Below are 20,881 nucleotides of genomic sequence, written 5' to 3'. Positions count from 1 at the left end.
TCTTTCAACCGCTTTCGATCGACTCGACCGAAGCCACCAACAAAGCTCAACCACCACCCTGTCAGCGCGGCGCATTCTACTCGAATCCGCCACCGATGCAACCCTTTTATTTAGCTAACCTTTTGATTTGCAAGAAGTTTGCTTGAGGACTTCACCGGAAGTGGTGCGCATTATAGGCACCTGAAAACGGGCGTCAACCGTTTATTTTGGTTCTGCAGAAATTGGTGCAGACCACATTGCTTCGCACCGAGTGAGCGGCTCGGTGCGGGCAACCAGTTCAGAACAAGGTGAACGTATAGCTCAGAATCAGACGGTTCTCGTCGATATCGCTGCGGTAGTTCGAGCGCGCCGCTACGTTGCGTAGGCGGATACCCACATTCTTGAGCAAACCGCTCTGCACGGTATAGCCAATTTCCAGGTCGCGCTCCTGTGCCTTGCCCTCGAACCCCATTCCCGTGCTTACGTTATCGCTGGTGATATAGCGCACCGTCGCGACCAGACCGGGCCAGCCCATCGCGGCAAAATCGTAGTCGTAGCGAGCCTGCCAGGAACGCTCGTCCCGTTCAGCGAACTCGTAAGTGGGCACCTCGTTGCCCAACGGCGTGACGTTGGCGAAGACGCGGGGAAAAGCACTGTCGCCATACATAGCCTGGTAGCCGATATAGAAGGTATGCCCGCCTCGCTTCGCCGACAGCAGCGAGTAGAAAGCCTGATTATCCACGTTGCCGGCCAGTTTGCTGCCGTCGGCCTGTGAATCGTAGTAGCCGAGGTTGGCGCCTAGGGTCCAGTCGCCGAGCGGCTCGCTATGCTTCAGGCCTGTGTAGCGCTGGTTATAGATGTCCTCGAGCTGCGCATACCAGAGGCCAAAAGACGTGCGCTTGTCATTGAATGCGTAATCGCCGCCGACGTAGTTGAAGGCATCGCTGAATGCTGCCTGAGGCGTTCGACCCAGCATGGCCCGCATTCGGTCGTCGCCAGCCTCGTTGCGCAGGCTGGTCGAGCGCAAACGGCCGGCCTGCAGCGTCAACCCATCGACTTCGCTGGAGACGATGCTGGCGCCCTGATAGGTGGGCGGGAGCAGCCGAATATCGCTGAAGGTCAGCACTGGCAGATTGGGCTGCAGTTCACCCACCTTCAGTTCGGTCTTCGACACCTTTGCCTTGAGTGCCAACCCCATGCGGCTGTACTCATCCGGCGCGCGGCCATCGCTCCCAACCGGGAGCAAGCCGGTACCTATGCGATCACGGCTGCTGTCGAGCTTGATTCCCAGCTGCCCGATAGCATCGACGCCTAAGCCGACAGCGCCAGGGGTGTAGCCCGATCTGAAATAGAGAATGAACCCCTGCCCCCATTCCTCCGCCTTCGATTGCCGATTTGGGCCGACGATGTCGGAGAAGTCCCGGCTGAAATAGTAATTACGCGCCTGCATTGTTGCCGTCGCGTCCTCGACGAAACCGCCGTCAGCGGCGAACGACTGAGTAATCATCGACGTCATGCCGGCGGCCAGGGTGAGTCGGGAAATGGATATTTTCTGCATCATCTAACTCGCTCTTGTTGTTGTTTTTCAGTTGCACGCAGCCGTTCCCCCGGCAACTACCGGAGAAAACGACTAGCTCGTTATGGGTGAATCGTTACGATTGTCGGCCGGTCACCGCGCCGGCTGTTCCTTGCGACCGACCGCCACTGCTGGTGCCGGCTTGCGCAGGCTGAGCAACAGGTGAGCGGCGATGCCAAAGATCAGCCCCCAGAACGCCGCCGATAGGCCGAGAAAGGACATTCCCGAGGCGGTGACCAGGAAAGTGATCAAGGCCGCCTCGCGCTCGGCTGGCACTGCCATTGCCGCGCTCAATGCCCCGCCTATGGCCGCTAACAGCGCCAGCCCGGCCAGGGCGGCGATCAAGGCGGCCGGGAACGCGGTGAAAATCGAGACCAGCGTCGCCCCGAAGATGCCCAACAGCAGATAGAAGACTCCACCCGACACTCCTGCGACGTAACGCTTGGACGGATCTTCATGGGATTCCCGGCCGGTGCAGATCGCCGCCGTGATCGCCGCGAGGTTCAGCCCGTGACAGCCGAACGGCGCCAGCAGCAGCGAACCCAGTGCGCTGCTGCTGATCAGCGGACTGGCTGGGGTGCCATAGCCATCGTTGCGCAGTACCGCCATGCCAGGCACGAACTGTCCGGTCAGCGCCACCATCACCAGCGGAACGGTGATATTGAGGATGACCTGCCAGCTGAACTCCGGGGTGATCCATACCGGCGTCGCCAGCCCGATGACCAGTGCGTCACTGCGCAACTCACCCGAGGCGATGGTGATCGTCACACCGACGACCAGCACGGCGAGCACCGCATAACGGGGCAAGGCCCGCTTGAACAGCAGATAGGTGCCGAACATCGCCAACACCAGCCAGGGCTGTTCCTTGACCGAGACGAACAGCCCGGTGCCGAAACGGAACAGGATGCCAGCCAGCATGCCCGCGGCGATGGCGGCCGGCAGGCGATTGATGATCCGGTCGAACGCGCCGGACAGCCCTACCAGCAGCACCACCACGCTGCTGACGATATAGGCGCCGACCGCCTCGTTCAGTGTGATATCCGGCAACATGCTTACCAGCAGCGCCGAGCCCGGTGCCGACCAGGCGATGATGATGGGAACCCGGTAGCGCACGCTGAGCAGAATGCCGAGCACACCGCTACCGATGGAGATGGTCCATACCCAGGACGAGAGCACGTCATGAGGCAAATTCCCGGCCTTGGCCGCCTGGAAGATGATCACCAGCGGACCGGCGTAGGAAATCACGGTCGCGATGAAACCGGCGACCACGGCGGAGAGCGAGAAGTCTTTCATCAGAGCTTTCATGTCGCCTCGCAAGACAGGCCTGGCGATCCGTGGTCGATGCCCGGATCACTCTTGTTATGAATGAAGCGGCTGCATTACCGGTGCAGCGCCGCTGCGGTGCCCGGGAGCCCGGACACCGCGGGGACCGTCAGGCTTGCTGCAGCGCGCGCGGGCGCTTGCTGCGCTGCTCGGCTTGCGGGGCCGGCGCCTTCTGCAGCTGGAAGTCGAAATCCACTTCGGCGAAACGACCCTGCACGCCCCGTGCACGTGCGGCTTCGGCATCGTCGATGAAGCGGATGTCACCGACCAGGCCATCGCGCGTGGCGTAGGCGAAGTCGTCCCAGAGGTATTTGTCGCCCGCCAGGTTGATCTGCGTGGTCAGGTGACGATGACCGGGCGCGGAGATGAAGAAATGAATGTGCGCCGGCCGCTGGCCGTGGCGACCGAGCATGTCGAGCACCTCCTGGGTCGGCCCGTCGGGCGAGCAGCCATAGCCGGACGGCACGATGCTGCGCGCACGGTAATAGCCGTTCTCGTCGGTGACGATACGCCGGCGCAAGTTGTACTCGGACTGGCTCTTGTCGAAGTAGGAATAGTTACCCTTGGTGTTGGCATGCCACAGGTCCACAGTGGCGCCAGCGAGAGGCTTTCCGTCCGGCCCGGTAACACGTCCCTGCAGGAACATCGTCGTGGCGACACCCTCCTCGCTGTCGTCGTCCATGCGGACTTCGCCTTCGGCAATCGGCGCGCCGGCGACGTAAAGCGGCCCTTCGATGGTGCGCGGGGTGCCGCCGACCAGGCCTTCCTGTTCGTCCTTGGCGTCCTGCAGCAGGTCGAGATAATGCTCCAGCCCGAGCCCGGCGACCAACAAGCCGGCTTCGTGGCGACCGCCGAGACGATTGATGTAGTCCACCGCCTTCCAGAACTCGTCCTGGGTGATTTCCAGGTCTTCGATGATCCTTGCGGTGTCCGCCAGGACGCGGTTGATCACCGTCTTCAGGCGGCTGCTACCCGCGTCGTTGTTGAAGCCGCTGGCTTCCTTGAAGAACTGCTGCACGTCGTTGGTGTGGGATATTTTCACAGTCATGGCTCAGGCCTCGTTTTGTAATTGTCGTTACGCGGGTTAACCAGCCGGGCGGGGCCGGCTTCGAAACGGGATCAGCGGTCGTCGTCATGAACCGAGGATGGGTGGCGGCACAGCGCGTTGACCTCGATCTCCATGTAGGGGAATAGCGGTAGCTGTATCAGGGTGTCGTGCAGCTCCTGCACGCTGGCGACGTCGAACACGCTGTAGTTGGCGTAATGGCCGGCGATGCGCCAGAGGTGGCGCCACTTGCCTTCGCGCATCAGGCTTTGCGCCAGTTCCTTCTCGTCGGCCTTGAGCTTGAAAGCCTTGCCGGGGTCCATGTCGACCGGTAGTTTCACGATCATCTTCACGTGGAAGAGCATCTCGGGTTCTCCTCTTACTTGCGGGCGAAGAACGCAAGGCGCTCTTCATCCAGGGTCAGGCCAAGACCAGGTGTGCGCGGCACTTCCAGCTGGAAGTCGCGATAGACCGGCGCGTGGGTGACGATTTCCTCGGTGAGCAGCAGCGGGCCGAACAGCTCGGTGGCCCAGGTCAGCTTGTTGAGGGTGACGAAGGCATGCGCCGAGGCCAGGGTGCCGACGGAACCTTCGAGCATGGTGCCGCCGTACAGCGCGATACCCGCCGCCTCGGCGATCTGCGCCGTGCGCAGTACGGCGCGGGGGCCGCCGTTCTTGGCGATCTTCAGGGCGAAGATGCTGGCCGCGCCGTCGGCCGCAAGACTGAAGGCATCCTCGACGCCCTCGATGGACTCATCGGCCATGATCGGTGCCGGGCTGCGCTGATTCAGGCGCACCTGCCCGCCGCGGTTGACCCGCGAGATCGGCTGTTCGATCAGGTCGATACCGTTGTCGCCGAGGATGCGGCAGGCGCGCAGCGCCACCGATTCATCCCTGGCCTGATTGACGTCGACGCGCACGCTGGCACGCTCGCCGAGGGCCTGCTTGATAGCGATGACGTGCTTGAGGTCGGCATTCACCTCGCCGGCGCCGATCTTCAGCTTGAAGATGCGATGGCGGCGGATGTCGAGCATGCGCTCAGCTTCCTCAATGTCTTTCGCGGTGTTGCCGCTGGCCAGGGTCCAGGCCACCTCCAGACTGTCGCGCACCCGGCCGCCGAGCAGCTCGCTGACAGGTAGACCGAGGCGTTTGCCCTGGGCATCGAGCAATGCGCTCTCGATGCCAGACTTGGCGAACGTATTGCCCTTGGCCGCCTTGTCCAGGTGCAGCATGGCGGCGTTGATGTTGGCAGCCTCCTGCCCCACCAGCAGCGGGCCGAGGTGGCTGTCGATGTTCTGCTTGATGCTTTCCGGGCTCTCGTTGCCGTAGGCCAGGCCACCGATGGTGGTGGCCTCGCCGATGCCTTCGATGCCGTCGCTGCACTGCACACGGATGATCACCAGCGTCTGTTGCTGCATGGTGTGCATCGCCAGCTTGTGCGGGCGGATGGTCGGCAGGTCGACGACGATCGTCTGGATGCGTTCGATCAGGATGGGGCTCATGGCGATATCCGTGTTGAAGGTTCAGTGATCAGGCCTTGGCCGCTGCCGTCATCACCACCGGCGCGGGCGCGCCGCTGCGCTTGCTGGAGATGGCGAAGACGGCCATGGCCAGGGCGGCGATGACACCCGGCACGGCGAAGGCGATGAAGTTCAGTTGCAGCGGCAGGTTGATGCCCAGCAACGCACCGCCCAGCAGCGGGCCGACGATGGCGCCGTTGCGGCCGATGCCTGAGGCCCAGCCGAGACCGGTGGAGCGGATCGACAGGCCGTAGAACTGCGCGGCGGTCGCGTACAGCAGGATCTGCGTGCCGATCACGGTGGCACCGGCGATGAAGATCAGTGTGTAGAGGACCGGCATCGGCGTCTTGAAGCCCAGCAGGCTGATGGAGGCCACCGACACGGCGAAGAACACCACCACCACTTTCGACAGGTTGAAGCGATCGCCCAGCCAGCCGCCGAGGATGGCGCCGGCCATACCGCCGAAGTTCAGCGCGAGCAGGAACGACAGGCTCGAACCCAGGCTGTAGCCGGCGTTGGCCATCAGCTTCGGCAACCAGGAGCCCAGCGCGTAGACCATCAGCAGACAACAGAAGAACGCCAGCCACAGGGAGAAGGTGCGCACGCCACGGCCTTCGCGGAACAGCTCCAGCACCGAGGCACTCTTGCCCTTCACATCGGTCATCACCAACTCGTCGGCCGCGCTCAGCTGGCGGCTCGGGTCGACCTTGTTCAGCAGCGCCCGGGCCTGCTCGCCCCGGCCCTGGCGAACCAGGAAGCCAACCGATTCCGGCAAATACCAAAGGATCACCGGCAACAGCAGCAGCGGCACGGCGGCGGCGAAGAACATCGCCTCCCAGCCGAAGCGCGGCAGCATGTAGATCCCCAGTCCGGCCGACAGCATGCCGCCTAGCGAATAGCCACTGAACATGATGGCCACCAGCGTGCTGCGCAGCCGCTTGGGCGCGTACTCGTTCATCAGCGCCACCACATTGGGCATCAACCCGCCGCAGCCGAGCCCGGCGAGGAAGCGGAAAATGCCGAACTCGGTGGGTGTGCTGGCAAAACCGTTGAGCACCGTGGCGCCGCTGAACAGCACGAAGCAGATGGCGATGCCCTTCTTGCGGCCGATGCGGTCGGCCAGGGTGCCGAACACCAGCGCGCCGAACATCATGCCGAACAGCGCATAACTGCCCAGCGCGCCCGCTTCCAGCGGGGTGAGCCCCCACTCCTTCATGATTACCGGCAGCACCACGCCATAGATGAACAGGTCGTAGCCGTCGAAGATCAGCAGCAGTGCGCAGAGGCACACGACGAGCCAGTGAAAGCGGCCGAAGCGCGCGTTATCGATGATTTCGTGAACATCTACTTGTCGCATGGCAAGACTCTCTATTGTTTTTGTTAGTCGCGGATCGGCTGCGGCGGTGGGTCACCGCGCCGCCGATGTGCCTTGGCGTTGACCGGTCGAGCCGGCCCGGGTACTGCTCAACCGAGATCGCCACCACCCACCGGCAGGGTCACGCCGGTGATATAGGAGGCGTCGTCGGACGCGAGGAAAAGAATCGCGCCGGCCTGCTCGTCGATGGTTCCGTAGCGCTTCATCAATGAGGAATCGACGGTCTGATCGACGATCTGCTGGTACCAGGTCTTTTCCTGCTCGCTCTGCCCGGCAGCATTGCGTGGAATGCGCCGCGGCGGCGCCTCGGTGCCGCCGGGTGCGGTGGCCTTGACGCGGATGCCTCGCTGGGCGTTCTCGAAGGCCAGGCACGCGGTCAGCGCATTGACGCCGCCCTTGGCCGCGCCGTAGGGCACGCGGTTGAGGCTGCGCGTAGCGATCGAGGAGACATTGACGATGGCGCCACCACCCTGCTCCAGCATGTGCGGCAGCGCGGCGTGGCAGCACCATAGCGTGGGGAACAGCGAGCGACGCACCTCGGCCTCGATCTCGTGCTCCTGGTAATGCTCGAAGGGCTTGGCCCAGATTGTCCCGCCGACGTTGTTGACGAGGATGTCGAGACGGCCGAAACGCTCTTTCGCGGCATCCATCACCCGATGGCAATCGGCGAACTGCTCCAGGTCGGCGGTCAGGGTCAAGACTTCGGCGCCCTGCCCCAGTTGATCGGCCAGTTCATGGACCAGTTCGGAACGGTCCACGGCCACCAGCCGGACGCCTTCCTCGACGAATCGCTCGGCGACACGGCGACCGATGCCCTGGGCCGCGCCGGTGATCACCGCGACCTTGTCGTGAAATCGTGTGTTCATCTACCCAACCTCTGGAATGGCGAGGATTCGGTGGGCAATGCGGCGCTGTTGCCCACCCTACGGCTGGCTGATCAGGCGCTGGCGGCGAACTTCTCGTAATAGAAGTTGGCCGGTTGCAGGCCCTGCTCACGTATGAACTGGTTGACCGACTCGACCATGGGCGGCGGGCCGCACAGGTAGATGTCCACCTCGCCATCGTTGAGGTGTTCGGGTTCGATGTGCTGGGTCACGTAGCCCTTGTGCGGGTACTGGCTGTCGGAGCTGGACACGCAGGCGCTGTAGGTGAAGTTCGGAATGCGCGCGGCGAAGTCTTCGAGCCGGTCCATCTCCACCAGATCGAAATCATTCGAGACGCCGTAGATCAGGTGCAGCGGATGCGCGCTGCCCTGCTCGGCGATCTTCTCCAGCATCGCGGTGAACGGCGCCAGGCCCGTGCCGCCGGCCAGCAAGAGCAGCGGCCGCTTGATCTCGCGCAGGTAAAAGCTGCCCAGCGGGCCGGCCAGGGTGAGGCTGTCGCCGGCCTTGGCCATGCCGCTCAGGAAGCTGCTCATCAGCCCGCCCGGCACGTTGCGGATCAGGAAGCTGACCTCGCCGTCCTTCTGCAACGAGCTGAAGGAGTAGGCACGGGTCTGGTCGGTGCCCGGCACCTGCAGGTTGACGTACTGCCCCGGCAGGAATGCCAGCTGGCTCAGCGCCTCGCCCTTGACCGACAGCGCGATGGTGCTCTGCGACAGCTGGCGCACGTTGCTGATGGTCGCCTGGTAGCTGGCCTGCGCGGTCTTGCAGACCTGCGAGGAGGCCGGCACGCGAATCACGCAGTCGCTCTCGGCGCGCATCTGGCAGGTCAGCACGTAGCCTTGCGCGGCCTCGTCCTCGCTCAGCGCATCCTCGATGTATTCCTGGCCGAGGTCGTAGCTGCCGGCTTCGGCGAAGCACTTGCAGGCCCCGCAGGCGCCGTCGCGGCAGTCCAGCGGAATGTTGATGCCCTGGCGGTAGGCCGCGTCGGCGACGGTTTCGCCGAGGTTGGCTTCGATGAAGCGAGTCACCCCGTCTTCGAAATTCAATGCGATCTGGTGAGTCATGGCCTTGCCCTCACAGGTGGTAAACGTCGATCAACTGGCGGATGTAGTCGTTCTTCAGCACGACCTTCTTGTGCTTGATCAGCGGGCTCTCGCCGCGGGTATCGAGCGTGTAGAAGCTGGTGCCGTAGAAGTGGTCGACGGTCTTGTAGCGGAAGCTCATCGTGTGCCAGTTGAAGCGCAGCTTGCAGAAGCCCTCGCCCTGCTCGATCAGCTCCAGGTTGCTGATGTTGTGCGAAGTGCGGGTATCCGGAATGGTGGCGCTGGAGCGCTCGGTGCGTATGCGGAACACCCGGTCTTCCAGGCCGCTGCGGTTGCCGTACCAGATCAGCGAGATTTCCTTTTGCGGGTCTTCGGTGAGCTTGTCCTCGTCGTCCCAGGCCGGCATCCAGAACGTCGCGTCGGCGGCATACAATTCCAGCCAGCTGTCCCAGTCCTTGTCGTCGAGGTAGCGTGCTTCGCGGTAGAGGAAGTCACGCGCGGTTTCATAGGCGATGCTCATTTACGCGCCCTCCACGTGGATCAGCTGGTCCTGCTCGGCCTTCACTGCCTTGATCATCTGCTGCTGCCAGTAGTGGTGCTGCAGCACGAACAGGCCTTCGTCCTCGGTACGCGCGCCGCTCATCAGCGGCTGCAGGTCGATGTCGCGGGCACCTTCGTCGGCGCCGTCGATCCAGTGCTTGGCGCCGCGGGACATGTCGTTCCACTCCATGGCGCGACCGGCAAAGCCTTGCTGGCAGGCGCGAAACTCTTCGAGGTCGTCCGGGGTGGCCATGCCGCTGACATTGAAGAAGTCTTCGTACTGACGAATGCGGCGCGCACGCGCCTCGGCACTCTCGCCCTTGGGCGCGATGCAGTAGATGGTGACTTCGGTCTTGTCCACCGACAGCGGCTTGGCGATGCGCAGCTGCGAGCCGAACTGATCCATCAGGTACAGGTTCGGGTAGAGGCAGAGGTTGCGCGAGTTCTCGATCATCCAGTCGGTGCGGGCCTGGCCGAACTCGGCGATCATCTCCTCGCGGCGGGCGTACAACGGACGGTCTTCCGGGTTGTCCCAGCGGGTCCAGAGCAGCAGATGGCCATTCTCGAAGGAGTAGAAGCCACCGCCCTTCTTGCCCCAGCCGCCGGCGCTCATGGCGCGGATGTCGTCGCTGGCTTCCTTGAGCTTGCGCTGCTGCTGGGTGGCGGCGTAGTTCCAGTGCACGGCGGTGACGTGGTAGCCATCGGCGCCATTCTCGGCCTGCAGTTTCCAGTTGCCTTCATAGACATAGGTGGACGAGCCGCGCAGAACTTCGATGCCTTCCGGAGACTGGTCGACCACCATGTCGATGATCTTCTTCGACTCGCCGAGAAACTCCTCCAGCGGCGCGACATCCTCGCGCAGGCTGCCGAAGAGGAAGCCGCGATAGGACTCGAAGCGCGCGACCTTCTTCAGGTCATGCGAGCCGTCGCAGTTGAAGCTGTCGGGATAGCCGGCTTCCTTGGGGTCCTTGACCTTGAGCAGCTTGCCCGAGTTGTTGAAGGTCCAGCCATGGAACGGACAGGTGTAGGTCGCCTTGTTGCCGCTCTTGAAGCGGCACAGCATGGCACCGCGATGGCTGCAGGCATTGATGAAGGCGTTGAGTTCACCCTCCTTGTTGCGCGCGATGAAGATCGGCTGGCGCCCCATCTGGGTGGTGTAGTAGTCGTTCTTCTCGGGGATCTGGCTCTCGTGGGCGAGGTAAATCCAGTTGCCCTCGAAGATGTGCTTCATCTCCAGATCGAACAACCGAGGGTCGGTGAACATCTCGCGCTTGCAGCGAAAGATGCCCTTCTCTTTGTCTTCTTCGAGCAGCGAATCAAGGTAGTCGATTCCCAGGGACATGGCCGGGGCCTCCATTGTTATTGTTTCCAAGTGATGAAGGCTAAGGCGCGGGAAGTGACATCAATATCCGTTTTCTGCAGGACCTCTATCCATTTTCTGCAGAATGCAAGGCGACCGTTTGCCGCACGGACGCGCAGCCGGCGACCGCCCGTTCGAGCACGGAACCTGTGCAGATAAGGATGGGTAGGAAAAGGAGCCGCTGCCGTCGGACGGGCAGCGACTCAAGGGGACTCAGTGATGGCGGCGCAGGGTGTCCGCGGGCAGCTCGCCGAAGGTGCTCTTGTAGCTTTCCGAGAAACGTCCTAGGTGCATGAAGCCGTAGTCCATGGCGATCTCGGTGATGTTACGCACCCTGGCCGAAGGGTCGCTCAAGCGTCCGTGGATCTGCTCCAGCTTGCGCCGACGGATATAGGACTTCGGCGTGGTGCCGACCTTGCGCTCGAACAGCAGGTACAGCGAGCGCAGGCTCATGTTGGCCAGTTCGGCCAGCTGCTCGACGGAGATGTCCTTCTTCAGATGCTCGTCGATGTAGTCGGTCAGCCGACCGAACGAGGGACAGCTATCACCGAAGGGGTCGCGCTGGATATTGCTGGCCAGGCTGCAGAGCAATTTGCTGGCGATGATGCGACTGTACTGCTCCTGAATCTGCGGGATGCTCTGCTCGGAGCCCGCCTCGCGGCAGACCAGCCCGAGCAGGCTGTCGAAGCCATCCAGCTCGCCAAGGGCATGGCGATTGGCGCTGAAGCGGATACCGGCGGACGGAGCGCGCCACTGGTTCTCGCGGCAGGCCTGTTCGAGGAAGGAGGCCGGCAACTTGACGATCAACTTCTCGCAATCGTCCGAGTAGGTCAGATCAACCGGATCGTCCGGGTTGATCAGCAGCAGCTCGCCGGGGGTGAAGTAGTGTTCCTGTCCCCGTCCGCGCCACAGGCAGTGCCCGCGCTGCAGCAGCTGCAGGTGATAGATGGTTTCCAGCGCTGGTGAGGTGACATGGACGCTGCCACCGTAGCTGATCTGGCAGAGATCGAGCTTGCCGAACTTGCAATGGCTGAGGCTGGCCTGGGGTGTGCCGGTGCGGGGCAGACGAATGCAGTGCGCGCCTACGTGCTGATTGACGTAGTCCGACACGGCATGCGGATCGGCATGCTCGAAGATCCTGCTTTTTTCATTCAGCAGTCTGTCCATCACAAGGCACTCTCATAATTTTTATAGTGGAGCTGGCCAGCACGAGGCTCGGAGCCCGCCGCAGCAAATCGAGACAGGGCGAGAATATCGACTAATCGAACTGTATGTGATTCGACCAAGGGCGGCACCTCTGTCGGCCGGTAACCGAACGGTTTTTGTATTTCGATTGATGACGGCGACAGCGGCGGCGTCGCGCAACATCTGGCGTGTCCACTGTCTACTGCAGACGGTGCCTAAGCAGCCGCGACAGACTGACGTGACAACGGCACCGCACTACCGATAGCCAACCCAAGCGGACATGCCCATGTACCTGCCTGACGTGAGCGAACGAGACCTGTTGCTGATCATTGACGTGCAGAACGACTTCTGCGGCGGCGGTGCCCTGGCGGTACCCAACGCGGACGCCGTAGTACCGGTCATCAACCAGCTGTGCGAACACTTTGGCCATATTGCGGTAACCCAGGACTGGCATCCGGCTAATCATCTCAGCTTCGCCAGCAGCCATCCGGGACGCCATCCTTTCGAGCAAATCAACGTGCCCTACGGCCTGCAGACGCTATGGCCGGAGCATTGCGTGCAAGGCACCGTCGGCGCAGAACTGCACCCACGCCTGATGGCGAAACGGGCCGAACTAGTGCTGCACAAGGGTTATCGTGCGGCGATCGATTCCTACTCGGCGTTCTACGAGAATGACCGGGCCACGCCCACCGGGCTGGGAGGCTACCTGCGCGAACGCGGCTTCGAACGGTTGTTCCTGTGCGGCCTGGCACTGGATTTCTGCGTGCTCTATAGCGCGCTGGACGCCCGCCGTGAGGGTTTTGCGGTAACGGTGCTGACCGACGCCTGTCGCGGCCTGGACGTTCAGGGCTCGCTGAGCGAGGCGCTGGCTCGAATGAGCGCCGCGGGCGTAGAGATTCGCTGAAGGAATCTTGATCAGCGATGCAGCCGATCTGCCTGTGCGGCCAGTTCAAGCACTGATTCGGCGATCTCGACCGGATAGCCAACTCCGCTCGGCTCCAGCGCCGTGAGGGATGCCGGTAGCCGCTGCAGCTGTTCGTGTGCATAACGCCGGATCTGCTGGAGACTCGGAGCCACCGCGACACGACGCCCCCGGCGCAGGACCGGCTGGATCAGCGCCCGCCCTTCATGCGCATCATCCTCCAGGGTCAGGATATCGCGGCAACACCTGCCCGGCGGCGAGGTATTAGCTGCTTCCGCTCGGCAGGCCGCGACAAAAGAACTCGAAAACGGCCATTGCATCCATGTGCTGGTCGAAATACGCCTGCAACATGGTCAGTTGATAAGGTCTGTGAACAACGCGCCAGGCGAGGCAAGTCGCAACGGATCAACGATCATGAGGCCTCCGGGTATCTCTACTATGTTTAGCAGGCTGTACCGCAACCAGCCGCTCAGCCTCTCTTGCCCACCCCGGCATCTGCGAGGGATCGAACATGCTCACGAAGCTATTTTTCGCTGGAGACCTGATGTGCGGCCGCGGCATCGACCAGGTGTTACCGCAGCGCGGCGACCCAGCCATCCATGAGGCTTATGCGCAGCACGCCGGCGATTACGTGCGCCTCGCCGAGCAGAAAAACGGCAAGATCCCCACTACGGTCGATTACTCCTATCCCTGGGGCGTTGCCCTGGCGGCGCTTGCGGAGCGACGGCCACACGTCCGCCTGGTCAACCTGGAAACCTCACTGACCTGTCGCGGCGAGCCACGGCCGCATGGGCTGCACTATCGAATGAATCCGGCCAACATGGGCATCCTCAACGTGGCCGAAATCGATTGCTGCTCGCTGGCCAACAACCACGTCCTCGACTGGGGCGAAGCAGGGCTTCGCGACACCCTGGAGGTCCTGGACAAGCATGGCATCCATCGCAGCGGTGCAGGCTTGGATGCCGCTGAAGCCGAAGCACCGGCGATCCTGCCGTTGCCCAGTGGCAAACGCATGCTGGTGTTCGCCTATGCCACCACCGACAGCGGTGTGGATGCGGAATGCTCTGCCGGCCCCGGCAAGCCGGGCGTTGCCTGGCTGCCCGACCTATCGTCCACGTCCCTGCGTCACGTTGCGCAGCGCATCCGTGCCAGCAAGCGCCCTGGCGACCTGGTGGTCGTGTCGCTGCATTGGGGCGGCAACTGGGATTTCTCGCTATACGAAGCGCAGACTCGCTTCGCCCGTGATCTGATCGACGAAGCAGGCGTTGATCTAATCCACGGACACTCCTCGCACCACGTCAAAGCGCTCGAGGTCTACCGGGGGCGGCTGATCGCCTATGGCTGCGGCGACCTGTTGAATGACTATGAAGGCATCGACGGTTACGAAAGCTACCGAAGCGATCTGGGTTTGCTGTATTTCGCCAGCCTGAAACCAGACGGCAGCCTCGCCGCATTGGAGCTCTGCCCGATCAAACGCTCCAGGCTCCGCCTGAACCGCCCTTCGAGCGACGAGCGCGACTGGCTGTTGAACGTCGCCAACCGTGACTCGGAGCACTTCGGCTGCTACCTGGAACAGGCCGCAAACGACGCCTTCAAACTGACCTGGCCAGCCGTGCAGCATTGATGCAGTTCGGCAGGCGCGCCATTGGTACGGTGTATTTGCTGTAGACTACGCGGCCCGGCGCGCCCCCGATGGCCGCTTGATTTCAGGCGGCCCGCCACGGCGTGCCGGACCACCGCGACTGAACTAACCTGATGCTTCCAGATTCCCAAACCACTGCTCACGCCGCTCTTTTCCGCCGCTTCTCCGTCGCGCCGATGATGGACTGGACGGATCGCCATTGTCGCTACTTCCTGCGCCAGCTTTCCAGGCACGCCCTGCTCTACACCGAGATGGTTACCACCGGTGCGCTGCTGCACGGCGATGCGGCACGGTTTCTGCGCCACGACGTGAGCGAGCATCCGCTGGCGCTGCAGCTGGGCGGCAGCGTGCCGGGCGATCTGGCTGCTTGCGCAAAGCTCGCCGAAGCCGCGGGTTATGACGAGGTGAATCTCAACGTTGGCTGCCCCAGCGATCGGGTGCAGAACAACATGATCGGCGCCTGCCTCATGGGCCACCCGCAACTGGTCGCCGATTGCGTGAGGGCCATGCGCGATGCGGTGGGCATCGAGGTCACCGTCAAGCACCGTATCGGCATCAACGGCCGCGACAGCTATGCCGAGCTGTGCGATTTCGTCGGCCAGGTGCGCGACGCCGGCTGCCGCAGCTTCACCGTGCACGCGCGCATCGCCATCCTCGAAGGGCTGTCACCGAAGCAGAATCGCGAGGTCCCGCCGCTACGCTACGACATCGCCGCGCAGCTCAAGCAGGATTTCCCGGACCTCGAGATCATCCTCAACGGCGGCATCAAAACGCTGGAAGAGTGCCGTGCGCATCTGCAGACGTTCGATGGTGTCATGCTCGGCCGCGAGGCCTACCACAACCCCTACCTGCTGGCGCAGGTCGACAGCAGCCTGTTCGGCAGCGACGCGCCAGCCATCAGCCGTGCGCAGGCGTTACGCAACATGCGCCCATACATCGAACGGCATCTTGCCGAGGGCGGCGCCATGCACCATGTCACCCGCCACGTGCTCGGCCTGGGCCAGGGTTTCCCCGGCGCGCGGCGCTTCCGTCAGCTGCTTTCGGTGGACATTCACAAGACCGGCGAGCCGCTGGCGCTGCTCGATCAGGCGGTGGCGTTGCTCGAAGGCCACTAACGACTTCGCGGCCAAGGAACGCAGGCAGAGCAATCGGATCAAAGGCTGGCGCACCCGCGCCCATCCACTCGTTGAGCGGGTGAACGGGCTCGGGTAAGGTCGTGCCATTCACAGGACGGAGCCCCCTCTTACATGACTTCCAAGCTGGAACAACTCAAGCAGTTCACCACCGTCGTTGCCGATACCGGTGATATCGACGCCATTGCCCGCCTGAAGCCGGTGGACGCCACCACCAACCCATCACTGCTGCTCAAGGCGGCTGCGATGCCGCGCTATGCCGAGCACCTGGGCAACGCCATGAAGCAGTGCCAGGGCGATATCGGCCTGGCCTGTGACCTGTTCGCCGTGGCGGTGGGCAAGCAGATCCTCGAATTGATCCCCGGACGCATCTCCACCGAGGTGGATGCACGCCTTTCGTTCGACACCCAGGCGATGGTCCAGCGCGGCGAGCGGCTGATCGGGCTCTACGAGCAGGCCGGCATCAGCCGCGAGCGCGTGCTGATCAAGATCGCCTCCACCTGGGAAGGCATCCGCGCCGCCGAGCAGCTGGAAAAGGCCGGCATCCAGACCAACCTCACCCTGCTGTTCTCCTTCACCCAGGCGGTGGCCTGCGCCGAGGCGGGCGTGTTCCTGATCTCCCCGTTCGTTGGCCGTATCTACGACTGGTACAAGAAGCACGAGGGCCGCGACTACCAGGGCGCGGAAGATCCGGGCGTGCAATCGGTCAGCCGCATCTACGACTACTACAAGGCGCACGGCTACGAGACGGTGGTGATGGGCGCGAGCTTCCGCAACGTCGGTCAGATCGAGGCGCTGGCCGGCTGCGACCGCCTGACCATCAGCCCGGAACTGCTCGGCCAGCTCGCCGAAGCCAGCGGCACGCTGGAGCGCAAGCTGGAGCCGGGCCGCGCCTCCGAGCCGCGCATCAACCTGGATGAGAACAGCTTCCGCTGGGGGCTGAACGAAGACGCGATGGCGACCGAAAAACTCGCCGAAGGCATCCGTCAGTTCGCCAGGGATCAGGAAAAACTCGAAGCGCTACTGGCAGAACTGGCCTGAGTTCCGATCAGGAGCGCTCCAGCGCGGTGACGAGGTCATGGAAGGCCTCGCGGTTGGATTCGTTAAGGCTCATCAGGATGCGGTGAGCCTCCAGCACCTTGGTCTTCACCACCTCCTCCGACTGATCCTGTGAAGGCAGATCAGCCAGACACTCCGGACAAGGCAGCGGAGTATCGACGATGTTGAACACCTGATCGAAGCCCATCGACTGCAACAGTCGAGTGATATCCGGGTGGGTCGTGACCAGCGTCGGCAACATGCCGACCTTCTGCCGCGACAGAATCGACAGCTTGGCCAGCAGGCCGAGGGTGGTGCTGTCGATGCTACGGCTCTCGGTCAGATCGATGACGATGGATGAGAAATTGAGCGACGAGAAGATCTTCTCGATCGTTGCATCCAGCGCCGAACAGAGCGTCAGACGGATCTCACCAATGAACTTCAGAACAAAGGTGCCATCCATCTCGGCGAACTGGATTCTTCCAGTACTCATGCAAGGTTCCTGCTCAACACCAGCAAGGCGATATCGTCGGGCATGTCAGCCAGTTCGGCTAACCCGAAGACTCGGCGTAATCCATCCAGCGTGCCACCGGCCTCGGTAATCAGACCGGGCAACGCGGACTCTTTGTCTTTGAGTGTTTCCCCGGGCAAAAGGTCCAGAATGCCATCGGAGAGCAAGGTCAGGCTGAAGGTCTGCGGCAGCTCCAGTTCGAAATCCTGGTAGGTGGCTTCGGCGAACAACCCTACCGGAAGCCCACGCCCCTCCAGATAGCGGGAGCTCTGGCCATCGAACAGCACCGGCATCGGCAAATGCCCGCCGATGCTGTAGTGCAGTACATCGCGTTCCTGATCGATTACGCCACCGAGCATGGTGACGTGCTTGCCCAGCTTGCAGTTGATCAGCCCGCGGTTGATGTGATCGAGCACTTCCGAAGGCTTGAACTCACGCAGCGTCCCGCCGCGGCGCGATTCGTACAGCAGGCGGGTAGTCATGAACTTGAGCAGCACGGTGACGAACGCCGAGGACGCCCCATGACCGGACACGTCCGCCAGGTAGAAGCCGATGCGCCGCTCATCCACGCGGAAGTAGTCGACGAAGTCACCGGACAGATAAAGCGAGGGAATGATCTGGTGGGCAAAATCGAAATCGTCGGCGCTCCAAGGGGTCACCGGCAGCATGTTCATCTGCACCTGGCGACCGGCGTCCTGATCCTCCTGCAACAGATGCAGGCTGGCCTGTAGGTCGCGGTTGGCGGTCTCCAGCTGCTCGCGATAGCGGCGGTTTTCCAGCCGCAGGCGAGAACGATCCAGCGCGCGGCGAACCGAGTGTTCGAGCATCGCCAGATCTTCGAGAGGCTTGATCAGGTAGTCGGCGGCGCCCAAGCGCAACGCCTCCACCGCATCGCTCATCACCCCGGCGCCCGATACCACGATCACTGGCAGGTCGAGCTGACGCTCGCTGATCTGACGGATCAGCTCCAGCCCATCCATCTGCGGCATGCGCAGATCGCAGATGACCAGATCGGGCTGCTCCGACTCGAAAAGCTCCATGCCTTGCGGACCATTGCCAGCCTGCAGGACACGAAAACCGCTGTCATCCAGATAGGCGGCCAGACTGGCCCGAACCACATCGTCGTCATCAATGATCAGCAGCGTCGCGCTTGGTTTATGCATGTTCCTACCAGGCGGTGTCGCCAGGATGATTGGCGAAAGCATTGGCCCCGCGCGAACGCTGGGCATGGGTTCGTTTCAAGGCGCAGACGGTACTCCCATACGATCGGGGTTTCAAGCCGACCGGCTGGCGGCTTTACAGGTCGAATTGAGGGGCGCTATAAGAACCAAGCGAGCCATATATAAAAGGTTGAAACCATGAGCCAGAAAGACCGTGACTACAGCGAAAAACGCGATTTCATCAGGATGCGGGTGGAAACCGCCGTCACGCTGGAACATGGCGATACAAAACTCGCCGGCACCTGTATCGACCTCTCGAGTACCGGCATGCAAGTCCTGGCCGGAACGCAGCTGCAGATGGGCGACAAGGTGCGCGTGCTGATCCCATCCGAACACAGCGAGCTGAAGGGCCTGGACGCACAGACAGAGGTGGTGCGCGTGATTCAGCTCGATGATGGCCGCCAGAGCCTGGGGCTGGCCATCCTTTCGATGAGCTGACGCCGCCCTGCCCCGTTGCTGGCCGCGCTGGCGCGGCCAGCGGTTGAACTCAGAAGTCGTCTTCGACCTCGCCATCCTTGACCCGGAATTCACGGTTCTGCAGATAGGCATTGCGCACGAAGATATAACGATCGCCACGAATCATCTTCTCGGCGGAAAGCAGGCCGGCGCGGGTGTCGATCAGATCGACGCCCCGTGTGATGTTCCGGGTCGGCACGTGATCCATGTGCGGATAGGGCTCGAGAAACGCATCCGGCACGCGACCTGCTGCATCACGCACAGTGCTCGGCCCCAGCAACGGCAGCACCACGTAGGGGCCGCTGCCCAATCCCCAGGCGCCCAGGGTCTGACCGAAATCCTCGTCGTTCTTGTGCAGCCCCATGGGGGTTGCGACGTCGAAGAAGCCGAGCACGCCAAAGGTGGTGTTGAACAGGATCCGACTGGTGTCGATGCCGGCGTCGCGGACCTTGCCCTGCAGCAGATCGTTGGCCAGCACGACCACGTCGCCGAGGTTGCTGAAGACATTGCCAATGCCGTCTTCGAGGAACTGCGGCGTAACCTTCTGATAGCCCTTGGCCAAGGGCTTGAGCGTGTAGGTGTCAACGGTATCGTTGAAGCGGAACACCGCGCGGTTGACGCCTTCCCACGGATCCTCTTCGGCAGCCAGTGCATGGCTCGCGCCAAGCATGGCGACGGTGACGAAACTGGCCTTGAGCACGGCGATCCAGGCCGTTGCGATCTTGGGCATTGCTGTTTTCTCCCTAGTTTTGGTGCACGCGGCGCACCGACGCAGACCGCGCAGTATAGAGCGAACATTCGATTTGCGGCAGTCAGCCGGACAGGCCGCCTGTCCGCCGTCAATCCAGCCGGGGCTCGCCCCGCAAAGGCACAGACAAGGCCAAGCGGCTGGTTTAACCTTCGGGTATCGAGAGCAACGCTCGTTGCCCGTAAATCCATGAGAGGGAAGCAAGATGCCGGAACATGATCTGCAGTCGCAGCTCGAAGAACTGCGTAATCAACTGGCCCAGGACACGCCGCTGACCGACGAGGAGCGCGCCTCGCTGCAGGCCATCGCCCAAGACATCGAAGCGCGTCTGGCGACCAAAGACAGCACCGAATACAACGACTCGCTGGTCGATGGCGTCAACCTGGCCGTCGAGCGCTTCGAAGTCAGCCATCCGAGCATGGCCATGACCCTGCGCAACATCATGCAGACCCTGGCCAACATGGGCATCTGAAGCAAGTCCCGGGTCGCGGCATGAACGCGACCCGCCGCGTCACTGGCGCACCAGGCGACGATTGTCCACCTCTAGCGTCTCGGTGCTGCGGTACGGATTGATGTCCAGTCCACCACGGCGCACGTAGCGCGCATAGACGGTGAGCTTCTCCGGCTGAAGCAGGCGCTGCAGATCGAGGAAGATGCGCTCCACACACTGCTCGTGGAAGTCGGCATGCTGGCGGAAGCTCACCAGATAGGCCAGCAGGCTCTCCGGCTGCAGCGCGGCACCACGATACTCCACCACCACACTGCCCCAGTCCGGCTGACCGGTGACCGGGCAGTTGGATTTGAGCAGGTGGCTGTGCAGCGATTCCTCGACCACCCGCTCGGCATCGCATGCCAGCAGCTCGGGGCGCGGATGGTCGTAGTGCTCGATGGCTACGTCCAGCTCGTCGATGCAACGCCCTGGCAACGTGGCGACGCCTTCAGCGGCGACTTCATCCAGCGTGCGCAGGCGCACCCTGACCGGCTTGCCGGCAGCGGCCGAGAGATCGGCACTCATCAGCTCCAGCAGCGCTTCCCGCGATTCGAACACCGACTGGTTCAGCGAATTTAGGTAGAGCTTGAACGACTTGGACTCGATGATGTTCGGCGAGTCGGCCGGAATCTCGAATTCGCCGATCGCCACCACCGGCTTGCCCGACGGCAGCAGCCAGGACAGCTCGTAACAGTTCCACAGGTCCACGCCCTGATAGGGTAGCGTCTCGGCGGTCAGCCCGAGTTCGGCCCACTTCGGTGCCCGTGGAATCGGGAACAGGAGGTGCGGGCTGTAGGTGGCAACGTAGTCACTGGACTTGCCCAGCGGGGAATGTTCGGCGGGATGCTGCATCGGAAGGGACCTGAACGAAAAACGCCGCGAAGTTTAGCGC

At 62.7% G+C, this 20,881-nt stretch carries 22 protein-coding genes; 6 read left to right on the top strand and 16 right to left on the bottom strand.

Features of this window, described 5'->3' with window-relative positions:
* Nucleotides 1–277: 277 nt before the first annotated feature.
* The 11 genes from NAO55_RS11395 to NAO55_RS11345 form a co-directional block, all read right to left on the bottom strand.
* Nucleotides 278–1,540, bottom strand: a complete 1,263-nt coding sequence (locus NAO55_RS11395; protein WP_102840940.1) for an OprD family porin — start codon at nucleotides 1,538–1,540, stop codon at nucleotides 278–280.
* Nucleotides 1,541–1,648: 108 nt separating this feature from the next.
* Nucleotides 1,649–2,860 (bottom strand): benzoate/H(+) symporter BenE family transporter, encoded by a 1,212-nt coding sequence (locus tag NAO55_RS11390; RefSeq protein WP_102840939.1) that lies wholly within the window; start codon nucleotides 2,858–2,860, stop codon nucleotides 1,649–1,651.
* Between the two features lie 127 nt (nucleotides 2,861–2,987).
* Nucleotides 2,988–3,926: a catechol 1,2-dioxygenase gene (catA, locus tag NAO55_RS11385; RefSeq protein ID WP_102840938.1), complete on the bottom strand. Its 939-nt coding sequence runs from the start codon at nucleotides 3,924–3,926 to the stop codon at nucleotides 2,988–2,990.
* 71 nt (nucleotides 3,927–3,997) lie between these two features.
* Nucleotides 3,998–4,288 carry a muconolactone Delta-isomerase gene (gene catC, locus NAO55_RS11380; RefSeq protein WP_102840937.1) on the bottom strand — a complete coding sequence of 97 codons (291 nt, stop codon included), beginning with the start codon at nucleotides 4,286–4,288 and terminating at the stop codon, nucleotides 3,998–4,000.
* Nucleotides 4,289–4,302: 14 nt separating this feature from the next.
* Nucleotides 4,303–5,424 carry a muconate cycloisomerase family protein gene (locus NAO55_RS11375; protein ID WP_102840936.1) on the bottom strand — a complete coding sequence of 374 codons (1,122 nt, stop codon included), beginning with the start codon at nucleotides 5,422–5,424 and terminating at the stop codon, nucleotides 4,303–4,305.
* A 28-nt stretch (nucleotides 5,425–5,452) separates the two neighbouring features.
* Nucleotides 5,453–6,799 carry an MFS transporter gene (locus NAO55_RS11370; protein WP_102840935.1) on the bottom strand — a complete coding sequence of 449 codons (1,347 nt, stop codon included), beginning with the start codon at nucleotides 6,797–6,799 and terminating at the stop codon, nucleotides 5,453–5,455.
* 107 nt (nucleotides 6,800–6,906) lie between these two features.
* Nucleotides 6,907–7,683 (bottom strand): 1,6-dihydroxycyclohexa-2,4-diene-1-carboxylate dehydrogenase, encoded by a 777-nt coding sequence (locus NAO55_RS11365; RefSeq protein WP_102840934.1) that lies wholly within the window; start codon nucleotides 7,681–7,683, stop codon nucleotides 6,907–6,909.
* A gap of 71 nt (nucleotides 7,684–7,754) precedes the next feature.
* Entirely contained in the window at nucleotides 7,755–8,765 is a 1,011-nt protein-coding gene (gene benC, locus NAO55_RS11360; RefSeq protein WP_102840933.1) for a benzoate 1,2-dioxygenase electron transfer component BenC, read from the bottom strand.
* 10 nt (nucleotides 8,766–8,775) lie between these two features.
* On the bottom strand, nucleotides 8,776–9,264 hold the full coding sequence (benB, locus tag NAO55_RS11355; RefSeq protein WP_063543988.1) for a benzoate 1,2-dioxygenase small subunit: 489 nt from the start codon (nucleotides 9,262–9,264) through the stop codon (nucleotides 8,776–8,778).
* Entirely contained in the window at nucleotides 9,265–10,626 is a 1,362-nt protein-coding gene (gene benA / locus NAO55_RS11350; RefSeq protein WP_102840932.1) for a benzoate 1,2-dioxygenase large subunit, read from the bottom strand.
* Between the two features lie 231 nt (nucleotides 10,627–10,857).
* Complete coding sequence (locus NAO55_RS11345) at nucleotides 10,858–11,811, bottom strand: AraC family transcriptional regulator (RefSeq protein ID WP_102840931.1); 954 nt, start codon at nucleotides 11,809–11,811, stop codon at nucleotides 10,858–10,860.
* Nucleotides 11,812–12,115: 304 nt separating this feature from the next.
* Between NAO55_RS11345 and pncA the strand changes: the two genes are divergently transcribed.
* Nucleotides 12,116–12,733: a bifunctional nicotinamidase/pyrazinamidase gene (gene pncA, locus NAO55_RS11340; RefSeq protein ID WP_102840930.1), complete on the top strand. Its 618-nt coding sequence runs from the start codon at nucleotides 12,116–12,118 to the stop codon at nucleotides 12,731–12,733.
* Between the two features lie 11 nt (nucleotides 12,734–12,744).
* On the opposite strand, the gene NAO55_RS11335 is transcribed toward pncA, so the two are convergent.
* Nucleotides 12,745–13,071, bottom strand: coding sequence for a hypothetical protein (locus NAO55_RS11335; RefSeq protein WP_146030734.1), 327 nt, complete (start codon nucleotides 13,069–13,071; stop codon nucleotides 12,745–12,747).
* 191 nt (nucleotides 13,072–13,262) lie between these two features.
* Here NAO55_RS11335 and NAO55_RS11330 point away from each other — a divergent pair, with 191 nt between their 5' ends.
* From NAO55_RS11330 to tal, 3 genes are all read left to right on the top strand, one after another.
* On the top strand, nucleotides 13,263–14,375 hold the full coding sequence (locus tag NAO55_RS11330) for a CapA family protein (protein WP_102840929.1): 1,113 nt from the start codon (nucleotides 13,263–13,265) through the stop codon (nucleotides 14,373–14,375).
* Between the two features lie 131 nt (nucleotides 14,376–14,506).
* A complete protein-coding gene (gene dusA / locus NAO55_RS11325) occupies nucleotides 14,507–15,508 on the top strand; it encodes a tRNA dihydrouridine(20/20a) synthase DusA (protein WP_102840928.1) in 1,002 nt (333 codons plus the stop codon).
* Between the two features lie 132 nt (nucleotides 15,509–15,640).
* On the top strand, nucleotides 15,641–16,567 hold the full coding sequence (tal, locus tag NAO55_RS11320) for a transaldolase (RefSeq protein ID WP_102840927.1): 927 nt from the start codon (nucleotides 15,641–15,643) through the stop codon (nucleotides 16,565–16,567).
* Between the two features lie 7 nt (nucleotides 16,568–16,574).
* Here tal and rssC read toward each other — a convergent pair whose 3' ends face one another.
* Nucleotides 16,575–17,057, bottom strand: coding sequence for an anti-sigma factor antagonist RssC (gene rssC, locus NAO55_RS11315; RefSeq protein WP_102840926.1), 483 nt, complete (start codon nucleotides 17,055–17,057; stop codon nucleotides 16,575–16,577).
* On the bottom strand, nucleotides 17,054–18,238 hold the full coding sequence (rssB, locus tag NAO55_RS11310) for a two-component system response regulator RssB (RefSeq protein WP_102840925.1): 1,185 nt from the start codon (nucleotides 18,236–18,238) through the stop codon (nucleotides 17,054–17,056). The genes rssC and rssB overlap by 4 nt, the downstream gene beginning before the upstream one ends.
* Nucleotides 18,239–18,433: 195 nt before the next feature.
* Between rssB and NAO55_RS11305 the strand changes: the two genes are divergently transcribed.
* Complete coding sequence (locus NAO55_RS11305) at nucleotides 18,434–18,733, top strand: PilZ domain-containing protein (RefSeq protein WP_063543976.1); 300 nt, start codon at nucleotides 18,434–18,436, stop codon at nucleotides 18,731–18,733.
* A gap of 49 nt (nucleotides 18,734–18,782) precedes the next feature.
* Here NAO55_RS11305 and NAO55_RS11300 read toward each other — a convergent pair whose 3' ends face one another.
* Nucleotides 18,783–19,481 carry an MlaA family lipoprotein gene (locus NAO55_RS11300; RefSeq protein WP_102840924.1) on the bottom strand — a complete coding sequence of 233 codons (699 nt, stop codon included), beginning with the start codon at nucleotides 19,479–19,481 and terminating at the stop codon, nucleotides 18,783–18,785.
* A gap of 223 nt (nucleotides 19,482–19,704) precedes the next feature.
* Here NAO55_RS11300 and NAO55_RS11295 point away from each other — a divergent pair, with 223 nt between their 5' ends.
* Nucleotides 19,705–19,971, top strand: coding sequence for a DUF4404 family protein (locus tag NAO55_RS11295; RefSeq protein WP_063543972.1), 267 nt, complete (start codon nucleotides 19,705–19,707; stop codon nucleotides 19,969–19,971).
* A gap of 39 nt (nucleotides 19,972–20,010) precedes the next feature.
* Here the strand turns inward: NAO55_RS11295 and queF are convergent, their stop codons facing one another.
* Nucleotides 20,011–20,841 (bottom strand): NADPH-dependent 7-cyano-7-deazaguanine reductase QueF, encoded by an 831-nt coding sequence (gene queF / locus NAO55_RS11290; RefSeq protein WP_102840923.1) that lies wholly within the window; start codon nucleotides 20,839–20,841, stop codon nucleotides 20,011–20,013.
* Nucleotides 20,842–20,881: the final 40 nt, after the last annotated feature.

The sequence above is a fragment of the Stutzerimonas frequens genome (assembly GCF_024448335.1).
In the GTDB taxonomy this organism is placed as follows: Bacteria; Pseudomonadota; Gammaproteobacteria; order Pseudomonadales; family Pseudomonadaceae; genus Stutzerimonas; species Stutzerimonas frequens.
The sequence above is the reverse complement of the archived record's forward strand: the minus strand, read 5'-3'. Positions and strand labels throughout refer to the sequence as shown.

Coding starts and splice junctions, on each gene's coding strand:
- NAO55_RS11395 (WP_102840940.1), bottom strand. CDS start 1,540: ATGATGCAGAAAATATCCATTTCCCGACTCACCCTGGCCGCCGGCATG.
- NAO55_RS11390 (WP_102840939.1), bottom strand. CDS start 2,860: ATGAAAGCTCTGATGAAAGACTTCTCGCTCTCCGCCGTGGTCGCCGGT.
- catA (WP_102840938.1), bottom strand. CDS start 3,926: ATGACTGTGAAAATATCCCACACCAACGACGTGCAGCAGTTCTTCAAG.
- catC (WP_102840937.1), bottom strand. CDS start 4,288: ATGCTCTTCCACGTGAAGATGATCGTGAAACTACCGGTCGACATGGAC.
- NAO55_RS11375 (WP_102840936.1), bottom strand. CDS start 5,424: ATGAGCCCCATCCTGATCGAACGCATCCAGACGATCGTCGTCGACCTG.
- NAO55_RS11370 (WP_102840935.1), bottom strand. CDS start 6,799: ATGCGACAAGTAGATGTTCACGAAATCATCGATAACGCGCGCTTCGGC.
- NAO55_RS11365 (WP_102840934.1), bottom strand. CDS start 7,683: ATGAACACACGATTTCACGACAAGGTCGCGGTGATCACCGGCGCGGCC.
- benC (WP_102840933.1), bottom strand. CDS start 8,765: ATGACTCACCAGATCGCATTGAATTTCGAAGACGGGGTGACTCGCTTC.
- benB (WP_063543988.1), bottom strand. CDS start 9,264: ATGAGCATCGCCTATGAAACCGCGCGTGACTTCCTCTACCGCGAAGCA.
- benA (WP_102840932.1), bottom strand. CDS start 10,626: ATGTCCCTGGGAATCGACTACCTTGATTCGCTGCTCGAAGAAGACAAA.
- NAO55_RS11345 (WP_102840931.1), bottom strand. CDS start 11,811: ATGGACAGACTGCTGAATGAAAAAAGCAGGATCTTCGAGCATGCCGAT.
- pncA (WP_102840930.1), top strand. CDS start 12,116: ATGTACCTGCCTGACGTGAGCGAACGAGACCTGTTGCTGATCATTGAC.
- NAO55_RS11335 (WP_146030734.1), bottom strand. CDS start 13,071: ATGCAATGGCCGTTTTCGAGTTCTTTTGTCGCGGCCTGCCGAGCGGAA.
- NAO55_RS11330 (WP_102840929.1), top strand. CDS start 13,263: ATGCTCACGAAGCTATTTTTCGCTGGAGACCTGATGTGCGGCCGCGGC.
- dusA (WP_102840928.1), top strand. CDS start 14,507: ATGCTTCCAGATTCCCAAACCACTGCTCACGCCGCTCTTTTCCGCCGC.
- tal (WP_102840927.1), top strand. CDS start 15,641: ATGACTTCCAAGCTGGAACAACTCAAGCAGTTCACCACCGTCGTTGCC.
- rssC (WP_102840926.1), bottom strand. CDS start 17,057: ATGAGTACTGGAAGAATCCAGTTCGCCGAGATGGATGGCACCTTTGTT.
- rssB (WP_102840925.1), bottom strand. CDS start 18,238: ATGCATAAACCAAGCGCGACGCTGCTGATCATTGATGACGACGATGTG.
- NAO55_RS11305 (WP_063543976.1), top strand. CDS start 18,434: ATGAGCCAGAAAGACCGTGACTACAGCGAAAAACGCGATTTCATCAGG.
- NAO55_RS11300 (WP_102840924.1), bottom strand. CDS start 19,481: ATGCCCAAGATCGCAACGGCCTGGATCGCCGTGCTCAAGGCCAGTTTC.
- NAO55_RS11295 (WP_063543972.1), top strand. CDS start 19,705: ATGCCGGAACATGATCTGCAGTCGCAGCTCGAAGAACTGCGTAATCAA.
- queF (WP_102840923.1), bottom strand. CDS start 20,841: ATGCAGCATCCCGCCGAACATTCCCCGCTGGGCAAGTCCAGTGACTAC.